11 protein-coding genes are annotated in these 12,506 nt (G+C 49.4%); 3 read left to right on the top strand and 8 right to left on the bottom strand.

Annotation, left to right across the window (positions count from 1 at the left end; all coding sequences use genetic code 11):
• On the bottom strand, window positions 1-451 hold a 451-nt coding region (locus OEL57_RS08915; protein ID WP_300739752.1), incomplete at its 3' end, for a zinc-ribbon domain-containing protein.
• A gap of 38 nt (window positions 452-489) precedes the next feature.
• The gene (locus OEL57_RS08910; protein ID WP_300739750.1) at window positions 490-1,287 is read right to left on the bottom strand and encodes a rhomboid family intramembrane serine protease; all 798 of its coding nucleotides are present in this window, start codon (window positions 1,285-1,287) and stop codon (window positions 490-492) included.
• A 265-nt stretch (window positions 1,288-1,552) separates the two neighbouring features.
• On the opposite strand from OEL57_RS08910, the gene OEL57_RS08905 reads away from it, so the two are divergent.
• A complete protein-coding gene (locus OEL57_RS08905) occupies window positions 1,553-2,434 on the top strand; it encodes a hypothetical protein (RefSeq protein WP_300739748.1) in 882 nt (293 codons plus the stop codon).
• A 199-nt stretch (window positions 2,435-2,633) separates the two neighbouring features.
• A complete protein-coding gene (locus OEL57_RS08900) occupies window positions 2,634-3,683 on the top strand; it encodes an IS481 family transposase (RefSeq protein ID WP_300739746.1) in 1,050 nt (349 codons plus the stop codon).
• Between the two features lie 61 nt (window positions 3,684-3,744).
• Here OEL57_RS08900 and OEL57_RS08895 read toward each other — a convergent pair whose 3' ends face one another.
• The 6 genes from OEL57_RS08895 to OEL57_RS08870 all read right to left on the bottom strand — a co-directional run bounded on the left by OEL57_RS08895 (window position 3,745) and on the right by OEL57_RS08870 (window position 11,205).
• Complete coding sequence (locus tag OEL57_RS08895; RefSeq protein WP_300739744.1) at window positions 3,745-6,096, bottom strand: NACHT domain-containing protein; 2,352 nt, start codon at window positions 6,094-6,096, stop codon at window positions 3,745-3,747.
• An 82-nt stretch (window positions 6,097-6,178) separates the two neighbouring features.
• A complete protein-coding gene (locus tag OEL57_RS08890) occupies window positions 6,179-7,411 on the bottom strand; it encodes an LL-diaminopimelate aminotransferase (protein ID WP_300739742.1) in 1,233 nt (410 codons plus the stop codon).
• Between the two features lie 175 nt (window positions 7,412-7,586).
• On the bottom strand, window positions 7,587-8,387 hold the full coding sequence (dapB, locus tag OEL57_RS08885; RefSeq protein ID WP_300739740.1) for a 4-hydroxy-tetrahydrodipicolinate reductase: 801 nt from the start codon (window positions 8,385-8,387) through the stop codon (window positions 7,587-7,589).
• A 171-nt stretch (window positions 8,388-8,558) separates the two neighbouring features.
• Window positions 8,559-9,431 carry a 4-hydroxy-tetrahydrodipicolinate synthase gene (dapA, locus tag OEL57_RS08880; RefSeq protein ID WP_300739738.1) on the bottom strand — a complete coding sequence of 291 codons (873 nt, stop codon included), beginning with the start codon at window positions 9,429-9,431 and terminating at the stop codon, window positions 8,559-8,561.
• 69 nt (window positions 9,432-9,500) lie between these two features.
• Entirely contained in the window at window positions 9,501-9,995 is a 495-nt protein-coding gene (locus OEL57_RS08875) for a hypothetical protein (RefSeq protein ID WP_300739736.1), read from the bottom strand.
• A gap of 181 nt (window positions 9,996-10,176) precedes the next feature.
• Window positions 10,177-11,205, bottom strand: a complete 1,029-nt coding sequence (locus tag OEL57_RS08870) for a TIGR00730 family Rossman fold protein (RefSeq protein ID WP_300739734.1) — start codon at window positions 11,203-11,205, stop codon at window positions 10,177-10,179.
• Window positions 11,206-11,381: 176 nt separating this feature from the next.
• Here OEL57_RS08870 and OEL57_RS08865 point away from each other — a divergent pair.
• On the top strand, window positions 11,382-12,506 hold a 1,125-nt coding region (locus tag OEL57_RS08865), incomplete at its 3' end, for a peptidylprolyl isomerase (protein ID WP_300739732.1).

Raw genomic sequence — 12,506 nt, 5'->3', positions numbered from 1 at the left:
TGCAGCGTGTCACGGTCAGCGCCGACCGGGGGATATGACTGGCGTGGGTCGGCCGGATATGGAAAAAGAATTTACCGGCGCTGACTATCTCTGCCGAATAGAACAGACCCGCCACCACCAGCAGCCCGATCACGGCCAGTGCTATTCTTGTAGATCGGCCGCCGCCCTGCATCGCTGGGGTTTCATCACTGACGGGCGGGATTGACTCCCTGATGCGCTGTTTTTCGGCATATTTGCTAAAAATGATATGGCAGTAAATACAAGCATTGGATGCAGGCTGCGCCTTGCCGCATTGCGGACAGCTGAAATCGGGCATTGGCGGATCAACCGCCTCGCGGGAGACCGGGAACCTGGTCTGGCACTTTCGACAGGTGGCGATTGCGTCGACAGCCGGAACTTTATCGTCAGGAATTTCGACACTCCACTGGCAACCGGGACAGGTAATCTTCATGTGCCTTCCTTTAAATCAGGGTAATTCCTGACGTGGCGCTAAATCCGGGCGCCAAAAAGCGCCCATACCAGCACTCCAATGGTTACGAGCACACAGAGTAGTGCAAGCAGATGATCAACAACGTGCTGGCTCCTTTTTTCGTTATAGCCAAGCACCGCCCCGAGAGCGATACCAGCCAGCACCCCACCACCGTGGGCCCAGTTATTGATGCCGGGAAAGATCAGACCAAAGATACCAATACTGAGGGCCCAGCCACCGATTTCACGATAGACCGTCCGGCCATAGTTGCCGCCCCTGCTCTTTCCATAATAGAGCAGCGCTCCAATTAAACTGCACAGCGCAGCTGAAGCACCAACAGTGAACGGCACACCGGCAAAATACGAAACCAGATATCCTGCGACACCACCCAACGTGTAGATGACAAACATCCGGCTGCTTCCATACTCATTTACAACCCATGGGGCCAACTGACGAAATGCCATCAGGTTAAAAAACAGATGCAGTATGCCACCATGGAGATAATTAGCACTGACAACAGACCAATAGCGCCCGAAATGGTCGATAGGCACGGTTCCGCTTGCCCCCAACAGCAGTAAACTGTTGTGGCCCGGCGAAAGAAAACCGGAGGAGGGATCTACTTTGGTACTAAGCAGAAGTGAAAGCCCGAAAAAGAGTATATTGACGGTAAGAATACTCCCGGTAACCCAATTACCACCGGCTGCACCGATCAGTACCCAAAAGGGATTTGAGCGGGACGTGCCGCACCAGGAGCAGTGAGACTCTTCACTGCCTATAATTTGTCTGCAGCGAGGGCAGAGGATTGCACGCTGACTCATGAAGACACGAAGATGTCTGACAGGGCGTTGCCGCGAGAGGTAACATGATAGACAGCACCAGGAAATTCTATGCGTAAAGTTCGAGCCATGGAGGGGTTATAGCACAGAAAACGTATATTTCAAAACTTGCCTCAGAAGGTTTTGCGAAGGTTTCAGCCGGATTACTATTTACTGACTATTGTAGCCGTTTGTGTATACTCAAGCTGCCTGTGGCTGTTCACTACCAAATCCAGACAGTTAATCTGTCGCCCCGAAGGAGGCCGTCATGAAGACAGGAGTTTCTCTTTTGCTGGCGTTGTTTGCAGTCATCTGCTTCCCGCTGCTCGCACTGGCCATCGATCCGGGAACGGCCAACGGCTCGCTCACGGTTGGCGCGACCGTTGTGAACCTCACCCACTCCTATGCCCATCTGCATGACAATGCAGAGGACGGTCCGAACAGCAAAAAGGAAATGCGTATCCTGGTGGCTGACCGGGCGGTCCAGCAGGAAGCCATCGCCGGTCTCAACCCCTTTTTCACGCTCTCCGCAATGGTGCGAAAAGGAACCGTCCGCGGGGTTCTGGTGCGGTTTGATCCCGCCAAGCCGAAGGAAGTTGTTGTTACGGTCCTCTTTCCGCAACAGGAAGAGCGCTATTCGCTGGGCAACAAGACCATCAGCCAGAGCGAACGCAGCCCGCTCGACAAACTGGTGATAACAAACTTGCGCGTCAGCGCAGCCATGGAGCAGAGCAGCGAAGGCAACCCGGTACAGGGATGGCCGGCCGAGAAATATGCCTTCAGCTTCAACGCCCCACTCTTCCGGGAACCTGCCGTGACCGCCATCCTGAAAGGTAAACAGGCCTTGAACTCCCCGCAGGTCAAGGCGGTGCTGGCCAAGACGGCAGCCATGGCCAAAGGGGATTATGCAGCTGTAAAGAGCGTCTGTACGGAGCGGTCAATTGAGGAGATGGACGGATTCATGGCACAAGGCAAGGATGAGTCCCTGAAGATGATGGCAGAGGCGGGCAAGCAGATGGGACAGGCGGTAAAAAAATCCCCTCTGACGCTGGTTGTGCGTGGGGACCGCGCCACCCTGCTGATCAAACAGCAGGACGGCAGATCTATGATCGGTCTGGTGAAACGGTCAGGGGTCTGGCTGGTGGACTGACACGAATGCTGTCCTTAATAGTTCTGCCATAATTCAAAAAGCGGCCAATCGGCCGCTTTTTGAATTACGTATACTGTCCCCGGATGTACTGAGATAGTATTCACCTGACAGTTGGTCATTTTCTAGGGGTGGCCATACCGCCCTTGAATGGATAAAGATGAAGTTGCTCAGACTAAATCTTTTCATCAAGGAGAACAGTATGACCACCGCAGAGAAAGTATCACGAAGAAAGCTCAGTTTGCTAGACCTGGCCGCTGATCTCTCAAATGTCAGCAGAGCCTGTAAGCTTATGGGCTATTCACGGCAGCAGTTCTATGAAATCCGTCGTAATTATCAGACCTACGGTTCAGCTGGTTTAGTTGACCGGCTACCTGGAGCCAGAGGCCCCCATCCTAACCGGGTTGATGAAGCTGTTGAACAGGCGATCCTTGATCACTGTCTGTCTCATCCTTCCCATGGCCCTGTTCGGGTTGCCCATGAGCTGACGCTTAAAGGGATTCAGGTTAGCTCTGGAGGCGTACGTGGTGTTTGGAGCAGGCACAGCCTTCTGACCAAACAGGAGAGGTTTCTACGACTCGAAAAGAGCGTCAGAGAACAGCCGTTTGAACTGACAGACGAACAGATACGAGTCTTGGAACGCTTCAGCCCAGAATTCCGAGAGCGCCACATCGAGACCAAGCACACCGGTGACCTGGTGGCAGTAGACACCTTCTTTGTCGGTACCCTGAAAGGCGTAGGCAAAGTTTATCTGCAGTCAGTTATCGACTGCTATTCACGCTATGCCTGGGGCAGGCTCTACACCAACAAACTGCCGGTCACTGCCGTGCATGTCCTTAACGAGGATGTCCTGCCGTTCTTTGAAGAACATAATGCCAAGATCAGCACTGTCTTGTCAGACAACGGCAGGGAATTCTGCGGCAGGCCAGACAACCATCCCTACGAGCTGTTTTTGCAGCTTGAGGAAATCGCACACCGCACAACCAAAGTCAGAAGGCCACAGAGCAACGGCTTTGTTGAACGGCTTCACAGAACCTTGTTGGACGAGCATTTCCGCATTATGGGGCGTACCAAATGGTACGAGTCACTGGAGGAGATGCAGGCTGATCTGGAAGCCTATCTCAAGACCTACAACTACGACCGCCCACATCAGGGCAGAAACATGCTTGGCAGGACGCCATACACGGTTTTCATAGACGGCTTGCCAAAGAACGACAATTCAGATACTGAGGACTACAAACTGGCAGCGTAAATCACAAACCATTCAAGGGCACTGTCAGGTGAATACTATCTCAGTACACCCTGGAATTCCGCTAACTTATCAACTTATCGATTACGGTTCTAAGGCGAGTTCCAAGGACTGTATTATCCAAATAAGCAGTGATTTCACGCCGCAATTCTTTATCGTCAACGATATTTAACCCACCACCGGTAACATTAGAAATTGTATGTGACTCAACAATTTTTTGTTCAGCAAGCACATCCCAAACACTATCATTGTATGGATTTCCTGCCTTAAATCCTTTATTTTTAAACTTTAATTGAATAGATTCGAATCCATAATATCCTTTAAATTTCTTCAAAGCTCTCTTAAGCGCATCTTCCGCAAAATTTTTCTTCAAATCTTCACGGATCGACTTACTCATAACCAAATCCCACGAATATTCAGCTTCCTTAGACATTTTGCAGTTATTGTGAATAATTATTGAAGACTCATCTTCACAATTAACAAATGTCACAGTACCTTCGAAATTACTGTTAAAAAGTTCAGTACCTGCATCAAAACAACAGTTCTTGAATTCTACATCACAAAATATGCAATTCTTAAATTTAATCCCAGAAAAATCAAAGGCTCTTACTAATCCTGTAATTACAATTCTGTTTAATTGCCTATTTTCTATATTATTAACTTGGCCAATGTATGACAACATTTTATTAATTCTAAGAACTTTATCAGAATCAGTAATAAAACGCTTTAATACATTGAATAATGCCTTACCAGAATCAACAAAACATGAATTATCTGCTTGTTCATCGATTATTTTGAATGCGTGGTTAAAAGCTTTACACAATTTATCATCTTCCATACGCCCCAATTGCTTAACAAGCCAATCAATTACTTGAGTTTTACCAGTACTATTAAGTGCTAGTGTTCTTGCTATTTTTGAACGTTCAGATTGAGTGTAAAGGCCAGACAGCCCCTTTGCTAAAAACCGAGCTATAAAATATACCCTTAGTACGTCGTAACGTGGTGCAAACATATCTTTTTCAGTTCGAATCAAGAAATGGTGGCTTGTAAACTTCATTAAAATTGATGGATCGGTAACACTGCAAAAATATTCTAAACAAAATCTCAAATACTCTAATGGAATATCCTTGTTCTGAAACTCGCGAAATAACTCTTCGAATAACAACAGCTGCTTTGTAGGATCAATATCTAATTCTTGACGACTATTTTCCCTTCTGCACATATCTTCTAATAATGGCTCTAATGGGTCCGTCATATACGGATTAATATACGAAGAACTAACATCACAACCTTCAACATAGTGTGCGATTAGGGCTAATATAAATGGTACACCAGACAGCCTATCTTCATTTTCCTCTTCAACGGTATCATAGATAGCGCCGCCTATTTCCTTCGACAACCGCAAGGCTGTATCCCTTTCAACAGGGTTTTTCAAGCGTTGTTCAAAATACTTTTTCCTTTGTTCTTGGTCAAAACCTTTGAGCTTATAAACTTCAATTTGTTCTTTATTTATTCCATCCTTGACCGTTTCCCAATAAGTTTCTCTGGAAGTAAGTAGAATTCTTGCTTGACCAATTCCATCATCTTCAATAGCAACATCTACAAGCGAATCAATAATATCTTGTGGGCCAAAATCGAATAATTGACTTCCACAAAGCTCATCGAATCCATCAAAAATCACTACACAAAGCCCTGAATTTATAAGGGCTCTCAAGGCTTTTTTATTTGACAAGAGACGATTGGCGTTAACAAATCGACGTGATATCGCTTCGTTCCAAATATACTCCATCGATAGTTTATTATAATTCATGTGTTTCCATTGCTCTGACTCTATCAACAATGGAATAACAGAACTGTCTATTGACTTAATATCTGCACATATCTTTCTTGCAACTGTAGTCTTACCAATCCCGCCGTGTGCTGTTAAAATAGCAATCGCTGTTGACTTCAAACCATTAGTCGAACCAAGTAACCATTTTTTCAAAAAATCAAGAGCATCTTGCTTAGTTTCACCATTTTCAAGCCTAATATCAGGAGTAATGAAATGTTCAACCGGTTCAAACCCGTGCTGTTCCATTCCTTTAAGTAAATTATTCATTAATAATTCTTTTGATGTCATTACATTCAATGAACAGAAATGTTTTTTTGTATTTTCATAATTCAATGCGAGTGGACTACTTGGTGTTACAATTAAGTTATATCCAGTACGAGATGACAGTTCTTTCCAATTTTGTACATTTTGGGGAGTTGCTTCTTTAAGGGGACAAGATGATTTTAAGTATAAATAATGACCATATACGGTAGAAACTGGAGTAATATATTCAGCCTGCCAGAATTCCCAATAATTTGTTTCTTTCAGCAACTTAGGCCCATTTTCAGCCCCTAGAGCTTCCAGAACGTCTTGAAAATGCTTCATATATCCTCCCATTCTGTGCACAATATAATCATAAGATATTTGCAAATACAAAACGGCACCAATGTTGGTGCCGTTACTAATCCTACTTCAAATTCTTCTTTATCCGCTCCACCGCCTCAATCACATTCTCACGGTGTCCGAAGGCCGATAACCGGAAGAACCCTTCGCCGCTGGGGCCGAAGCCGGAGCCAGGGGTACCGACCACGTTGCATTCGTTCAGCAGCTTGTCAAAGAAGTCCCAGCTGCTCATACCGCCCGGAGTCTTGAGCCAGATGTAGGGGGCATCCACACCGCCGTAGCAGGTGACGCCAACCTCTTTCAGACCTTCACGGATAATGCGGGCATTCTCCATGTAGTAGTCAATGATCTCTTTGGTCTGAGCCCAGCCCTCATCAGAGTAAACCGCAGCAGCAGCCTTCTGAACGGGATAGGAAGCGCCGTTAAACTTGGTGGTGGTGCGGCGCAGCCAGAGTTTGTTGAAGCTGTACTTCTCGCCGCTGGCAGTGGTGCCCATTACCTCTTCCGGTACCACTACCAGACCGCAGCGCACGCCGGTAAAGCCAGCAGTCTTGGAGAAGGAACGGAACTCAATGGCGCACTTCTTGGCCCCTTCGATCTCATAGATGGAATGGGGAATTTCAGGATTGGTGATGAACGCCTCATAGGCAGCATCAAAGAAGATGATGGCGTCGTTGGCATTGGCGTAATCGACCCACTTCTTCAGCTCGGCCTTAGATGCCACGGTACCGGTCGGGTTGTTGGGGAAGCAGAGATAGATGATATCAACCTTGCCGGTGGGCAGCGAGGGGATAAAGTTGTTGGCCTCGTTGCAGGGCAGGTAGACGATGTTCTGGTAGTAGCCTTTTTCGTCTGCCTCACCGGTGCGGCCGATCATGACGTTGGTGTCGTTGTAGACCGGGTAGACCGGGTCGCCGATGGCAACCACGTTATCAAGGGCAAAGATATCCAGGATGTTGGCGCAGTCACACTTGGAACCGTCGGAGATGAACATCTCCTCGGTCTTGAGATCAACACCCAGTGGCTTGTAGGATTTCTCAATAATGGCATTGATCAACCAATCATAGCCCTGCTCCGGGCCGTAGCCTGCAAACTGGGCAGTGGTGGCCAGATCATCGACAGCGGCATGGAACGCCTTCAGTACAGCCGGTGCCAGAGGCCGGGTCACGTCGCCGATACCCAGACGAATTACCTTTGCATCCGGGTTGGCAGCGGTGAACTCACGCACACGACGGCCGATCTCAGGGAACAGGTAGCCAGCTTTTAACTTCAGGTAGTTATCATTAATTTTTGCCATCTTCGGTAGTTCCTCCATACATCATATTGATATTCCAAAAACAGAATCTGTAAGCAAATCTAACTCACGCAACGACGCGACGCCGCAACGAAAATATTTAAAGCTTCACGGTTCAGACTTTGTAAAGCGTTGCGTCGTTGCGGCGTCGCGTGAAACAATTTCTTCGTTTTTGTGTTTACTTCAGCCCTAACACATCCTGCATGTCGTACAGACCGGGCTGCTTGCCGACAATCCACTTGGCTGCGCGGATAGATCCACGGGAGAACATATCGCGGCTCATGGCGCGGTGTGAGATTTCAATCCGCTCACCCATGCCGATGAAGTAGACCGTATGTTCGCCGACGATATCGCCACCACGCACGGTCTGCATGCCGATTTCTTCTTTGGTGCGCTCACCGCAGATCCCTTCGCGGTGGTAATTGGCAACCTGATTGTAGTCACGACCCAACGCCTCAGCCACCACCTCTCCCATCCGCACGGCAGTGCCGGAAGGGGAATCCTTTTTCTTGTTGTGGTGCAGCTCCACAATCTCCACATCAAAGTCATCGCCCAGGGTCTTGGCCAGATCCTTGAGCATCTTGAAGCAGACGTTGACACCAACTGACATGTTGGGGGCCAGCACCGCCGGGATATCCTTGGCCAGCTCAGCAGCCAGAGCGCGTTCTTCAGGGGTAAAACCGGTGGAGCCGATCACGATTGATTTCTTCTTCAGGCCGCAGACCTCAAGATTCTTGAGCGAGATCTTGGGGGTGGTGAAATCGATCAGGACATCACATCCTTCAACCACAGCGTTCAGGTCATCAGAAATGGAAACACCCAGGGTACCAACTCCGGCAATCAGGCCCGCATCCTGCCCAACCTGGGGATGACCGGGACGCTCAAGGGCACCGGAGATGGTGCAACCTGCCTCAACAGCAGCGACGATAATACGTTGTCCCATGCGGCCAGCGGCGCCGCAGACGGCTATCTTGATCATATCAAACACCTCGAACTCACCACAGAGGACGCCGAGGAACACGGAGGAAAATCAAACGCAAAATCATAAAACCTGTTGGGGAAAACAAAAAGCAAATCGTTTATATGGATTCTTTTGTTTTTCCCGTTTTTACTCTGCGTGCCTCTGTGTCCTCTGCGGTAAAAAATAAGATTAAATCAGCTTGTACTCTTTCATGATGGCTGCCAGCTTGGCCTTGTTGGCTTCGCTCATCGGTGCCAGCGGCAGACGAACCTCATCGGAGCACTTGCCCATCAGCGCCAGGGCGGTCTTGACCGGTACCGGGTTGCTTTCAATGAACATGGCGTTGCTGATCTTCAACGTATCCAGATGCAGTTGACGGGCCTTTTCCAGATCACCGGCAAAGAAAGCGTCGGTCAGGTCACCAATCGCCTTGGGCATGATGTTGGCGGTGACCGAGATCACACCCTTGGCGCCGCAGGCCATCATCGGGAAGGTGATGAAGTCGTCACCGGAGAAGACGTCGATCTGGCTGCCGCAGAGGGCCATAACCTCAGAGGCTTGCTGCAGGGAGCCGGTGGCCTCTTTGATGGCAACGATATTTTTGTGTCCGGCCAGACGCGCTACGGTTTCTGGCAGCAGGTTAACACCGGTACGGCCCGGCACGTTGTACAGGATCTGGGGAATTTCAACCGCATCGGCAATGGCAGTGTAGTGGAGATACAGTCCTTCCTGGGTCGGCTTGTTGTAGTAGGGAGTCACCAGCAGCACCCCGGCCACGCCAATCGCTTTGGCCTCGCGGGTCAGATGGATAGCCTCGGCAGTTGAGTTGGAACCGGTACCGGCGATGACCGGCACACGCCCTTTGGCCTGATCAAATACGATCTTTATGACGTTCAGGTGCTCTTCATTATCCAGAGTGGACGACTCACCGGTTGTCCCGCAGGCCACGATGGCATCTGTACCGTTCTCAATCTGGAAATCCACCAATTCACGCAGCTTTTTTTCGTCCACCGTACCGTTGTTGAACGGCGTAACAATGGCAACAATACTTCCTTTGAACATGACTGCCTCCCCTGACGTAAATAAAAAACCAAGCTACTGACATTATTTAATTACACATCTAAATTTAAATCATACAAAAGTATTGTCACGTTTTGTTACCAGCTGGCACGCCAGCTGATAACAGGCCTCCACATGTTGATTACCGATATAGCGCATCATACTGATGCTGATGGCGGCTGCGGCCGCCTGCCCTACCAGTGGTACGAAACGGGCAACACTTTTGACACCTACCCGCGCCCCCATTTTAGTCACCAGTGAGGTCACCAGACTGGTGGTAACCGCCTTACCAATCAACCGTGAACCCAGGCGTTTGGTCAAATCAAAGGCCATAATCTTCAGCTTTGGGCTTAGCTCTTCAACCTGCTCCGGAGAAAGCCCAAAGCGGACATTGATCCGGGGTAACAACTGCATCAACATCCCCACGTCCGCCAACAGGTCGCCACCAGGCAACGGCACCAGTACCGCCGCCCCGGAAACCAGTGCTCGCCTGGTGACCATTGTGCGACAGTCGTTACGGGCCTGTTCAATTTCATACAGCGTGGCTACGGCCAGGTTAAGGCTCATGCCCTACCTCACAGACTTGATTACAGAAACAAGAAGATCTGCTCGCATGCTAATGTTGTCTTCACCAGGCAGCCAGGAAGACTCCACTGCCAGCAGAATAAAACCTTAAATATCGGCTAATCCGTTGAAAACGGTACTATATATAAAAAGTGGAATTTTTTAACACAGCCCCCGTTAAAAGTCAAAACGTGTTTATTCGGTTGATAAAGGCGATCAACAGACCGTAATGAAAGTGGTTAAAGGGGAAATTTATCCGGGGCAACAGTGCAAGTTCCGGTTCATCATCCTCAATCAATAGCGGTTCACAACTGACAATCCGCCCCCCCGGCTGAACCAGCTCGGGAAATTCCTGTTCAAGCAGATCAAGCTGTTCCGGTTGCAGCTCTTTGGTAAGCCGGACCACAATCAGATCATCGTGAAAACGGATCGAATGGTAATTTTTGTAAAACCCTTCAATGACCGCAGCAGCCTCTTGCTCGTCCTTGGTAATGGTGAAGATGGAAAAGTCTTCTCCGGAAATAAGCCCCTTGGCCAGCAACTGTTCCTTCACAAACTCAAAGAACTGCTCCCAGAAGCCATCACCGTCATCCACCAACACCAGCGGCTTGGGCGAAGTCTTGCCGGTTTGCACCAGGGTAAAGACCTCCATCGCCTCATCCAGCGTACCGAAACCGCCTGGAAAGACCGCTACGGCATCAGCCTCTTTGACAAAGGCCACCTTACGGTTGAAGAAGTACTTGTAGGTAACCAGACGGGGAGTGTTCTGCATGACCGGATTAGCGCTCTGTTCGAATGGCAGCTTGATATTGACGGCAAAGGAGTTGTCGCTGCCGGCCCCCTCATTGCCTGCCTGCATAATGCCGGGGCCGCCACCGGTGATAATCATCCAGTTGTGCTCGGCCAGCAGACGGCTGAAACGGATGCAGGTCTGGTAAATAGGCTCATCCGGCTGAGTACGGGCAGAACCGAAGACCGTGACCTTCTTGCGGTCACGGTAGGGACTAAAGACCCGGGTGGTGTAGCGCATCTCCCGCAGGGTACGATTGATCAGCTTCAGGTCCGGCAGATAGGTGGTCTCCTGCCCGATTTTAAGGGATGAAATAACCAGTTCCCGCACCAGATGGGCATGGGTGATCCCCCCGGTGGCCGATATCAACCGGTCAATCAGTTTATCCACTTCTTCATTGGTATGGGAAAAACTTAACTCCATGGCACCCCCGTCATAGCACTCAAACCGCGCAAATAGTGGCGCACACTAGCACAGTTCAAACCGGCTGTAAACCGCCGGACCTCGGGAATCACAGCTTGATTTTATCTGAAGCGCTAGTGTAGTATGCAACCTCTTTTAACACCTATTTGACCTACAGAGACAAGGAGTCCCGCACCATGCTTGATGTGATACGTAAAAAGAAGGATTCGGTCATTATCAAGACCGTTTTCATCATCATTGTACTGTCGTTCATCGGCACCATCTTCCTGGTCTGGGGTAAGGGTGATGAGGGGATGAGCAGATCAGCAGGCTACGCAGCCAAGGTTGACCGCACCACCATTTCACTTGAAACCTATCAGAATGCCTACCAGAATATGACTGAAACCTACCGTCAGATCTTTGGTGGCAACTTTACCCCGGAACTTGAAAAGCAGCTTAATCTCCGCCAGCAGGTCATTGATCGCCTGGTTGACAGCACCCTGATCATGAAGGCCGCCAAAAGTCAGGGCGTCTCAGTCAGCAAAGAAGAGATTTCCGCTGCCATTGCAGCCATGCCTGCCTTCCAGCAGAACGGCAGTTTTGATTTCAGCCTCTACCAGCAGATGCTGAAGGCAAACCGGATTACCCCGGAGGCGTATGAAGAATCAAAAAAGCGTGAACTGCTGATTGACAAAACCCGCAAGACCGTGATGGACAAGGTAACTATCAGCGATGACGAGGCATTAAAGCAGTTCCATAAAGAACAGGACAAGCTGGAACTGTCCTATGTCTCCTTTGCAGCAGCAGATCTGGCTGGCGAGGTAAAACTTGCCGAGGCTGACCTGCAGGATTTCCTGACCAAAAACGCTGAAAAATTCAAGAACCCTGAAAAAATTGCGCTTTCCTGGTTCATACTGGATAACGCAGGCCAGAGCCATGCCCCGGTAACGGCTGAAGAGCAGAAGACCTTCTATGACAAAAACATGGATCGCTATCTTGACAAGGACAATGCCCCGATTCCTTACGAGCAGATAAAAGAGCGGGGAAAGGCAGATGCGCAGCGACATAAAGCAGCCAAAGCGCTCTCCGAAAAGGCAGCCTTCACCCTGTTCCAGAACATCAAATCTGGCGATCTTGCTCTGGTGGCAGGCAAGTTGGGTGCAAAGGTCCAGGACACAGCACTGTTTAGCGCCAACAGCGCCCCTGCAGCCCTGGCCGGAGAAACGGCCCTGTTGAAAAAGGCCTTTGAGCTGAAGCAGGGTGAACTGGGCGGACCGGTTGAAACCACCAAAGGGATCTACATCTTAAAGGTGAAGGAAAAG

It is taken from the genome of Trichlorobacter sp. (assembly GCF_030247655.1).
Taxonomy (GTDB): domain Bacteria; phylum Desulfobacterota; class Desulfuromonadia; order Geobacterales; family Pseudopelobacteraceae; genus Trichlorobacter.
Note: the sequence above shows the minus strand (reverse complement) of the source record. Positions and strands in the feature narration are given on the sequence as shown.

Excerpts from the sequence above, each read along its gene's own strand:
- OEL57_RS08910 (WP_300739750.1), bottom strand. The coding sequence starts at position 1,287 with ATGAGTCAGCGTGCAATCCTCTGCCCTCGCTGCAGACAAATTATAGGC.
- OEL57_RS08905 (WP_300739748.1), top strand. The coding sequence starts at position 1,553 with ATGAAGACAGGAGTTTCTCTTTTGCTGGCGTTGTTTGCAGTCATCTGC.
- OEL57_RS08900 (WP_300739746.1), top strand. The coding sequence starts at position 2,634 with ATGACCACCGCAGAGAAAGTATCACGAAGAAAGCTCAGTTTGCTAGAC.
- OEL57_RS08895 (WP_300739744.1), bottom strand. The coding sequence starts at position 6,096 with ATGAAGCATTTTCAAGACGTTCTGGAAGCTCTAGGGGCTGAAAATGGG.
- OEL57_RS08890 (WP_300739742.1), bottom strand. The coding sequence starts at position 7,411 with ATGGCAAAAATTAATGATAACTACCTGAAGTTAAAAGCTGGCTACCTG.
- dapB (WP_300739740.1), bottom strand. The coding sequence starts at position 8,387 with ATGATCAAGATAGCCGTCTGCGGCGCCGCTGGCCGCATGGGACAACGT.
- dapA (WP_300739738.1), bottom strand. The coding sequence starts at position 9,431 with ATGTTCAAAGGAAGTATTGTTGCCATTGTTACGCCGTTCAACAACGGT.
- OEL57_RS08875 (WP_300739736.1), bottom strand. The coding sequence starts at position 9,995 with ATGAGCCTTAACCTGGCCGTAGCCACGCTGTATGAAATTGAACAGGCC.
- OEL57_RS08870 (WP_300739734.1), bottom strand. The coding sequence starts at position 11,205 with ATGGAGTTAAGTTTTTCCCATACCAATGAAGAAGTGGATAAACTGATT.